The sequence below is a fragment of the Enterobacter cloacae complex sp. GF14B genome (assembly GCF_004136805.1).
Classification (GTDB): domain Bacteria; phylum Pseudomonadota; class Gammaproteobacteria; order Enterobacterales; family Enterobacteriaceae; genus Enterobacter; species Enterobacter hormaechei_C.
The window spans coordinates 1-1,293 of sequence record NZ_QFRV01000281.1 but is presented as its reverse complement, the minus strand read 5'-3'; the positions used below and the strand labels follow the sequence as shown (position 1 = coordinate 1,293).

Here is a 1,293-nt window from a genome sequence, read left to right as displayed (position 1 = left end):
TGTTTGTTGCCGCGCCCGCCCTGACCGGCATTACCCTGCCGTGGGCAGCCTGGCAGGATGAACCTCAGGCGCAGGCGCTGTTTAGCCTCGTTCACGGAGATTATCTGGCGCGTGAAATTTTCTGGCAGCTGCCGCTGTGGCTGAAAGGCGAACGCCCGCAGGCGAGCGGCGGAATGCAGTTTGACGAAAGCCGTCAGCTGTACTTCCCGCTGCGCCCTCACCGCCCACAGGGCGAGGTGTATCGCCGTTACGATCCGCAGATTAAGCGCACCCTGAGCTTCCGCGTGGCGGACGTGGCGCTGGACGGCGAGCGTTTTACCCGCTGGATGAACACCCCACGCGTGAACGCTTTCTGGGAGATGGCCGGCCCGCAGGCCGAGCAGGAGAACTACCTGCGTCGCCAGCTCGACTCGACCTATTGCTATCCGGTGATCGGCTGCTTTGACGATCAGCCATTCGGCTATTTTGAACTCTACTGGGCGGCGGAAGACCGCATTGGCCGCCACTATCGCTGGCAGCCCTTTGACCGCGGGCTGCATATGCTGGTGGGCGAAGAGAACTGGCGCGGAGCGCAGTATATCCGCAGCTGGCTGCGCGGCCTGAGCCACTATCTGTATCTCGATGAACCGCGCACGGCGCGCATTGTGGCGGAACCGCGCTTCGACAACCAGCGTCTGTTCCGCCATCTGGCGTCCGCCGGTTTCGACACGGTGAAAGAGTTCGACTTCCCGCACAAACGCTCCCGCCTCATCATGAGCGAGCGTCATCGCTTCTTCCACGAGGTGGAACTGTGAACGCGCTCTGGCAGAAAGTGAACCGCGAGATGGTGGCGAAGATCCTCGCCGAACTGGAATATGAACGCATCCTGCGCGCCGAGCCGGATTCGGCGGACTACTGGCGCATCAGTATGGGCAACGCGTGCTGGCAGTTTCGCGCCACGCGTGGGATCTGGGGCTGGCTGCATATTGACCCTGATACCCTGACCACCACCAGCGGCGCGGCGGTCGAAGCGGAAAACGCGCTGCTGCAACTGGCCACCGTACTGGAGATGAGCGACGCGCAAACGGCGGAGCACATGGAAGATCTCTACGCCACGCTGCGGGGCGACATGCAGCTGTTGCAGGCGCGTGAAACGCTGGATGCCGATGCGCTGATCCACCTTGACCCGGACGAGCTACAGTGCCTGATGCGCGGTCACCCGAAGTTTATTTTCAATAAGGGACGCCGCGGCTGGGGGCTGGATGCCCTGCGCCTGTACGCGCCGGAATATCGCGGGCGTTTTCGCCTGCACTG

General features: G+C 62.7%; 2 protein-coding genes. Both read left to right on the top strand.

The features are described from left to right. Positions 1–794: GNAT family N-acetyltransferase (locus DD606_RS25255; RefSeq protein WP_139158384.1), on the top strand; the 794-nt coding region annotated here is incomplete at its 5' end. Then, positions 791–1,293 (top strand): IucA/IucC family protein (locus DD606_RS25250; protein WP_306768330.1); only part of this gene is annotated, 503 nt, incomplete at its 3' end. The genes DD606_RS25255 and DD606_RS25250, both read left to right, overlap by 4 nt.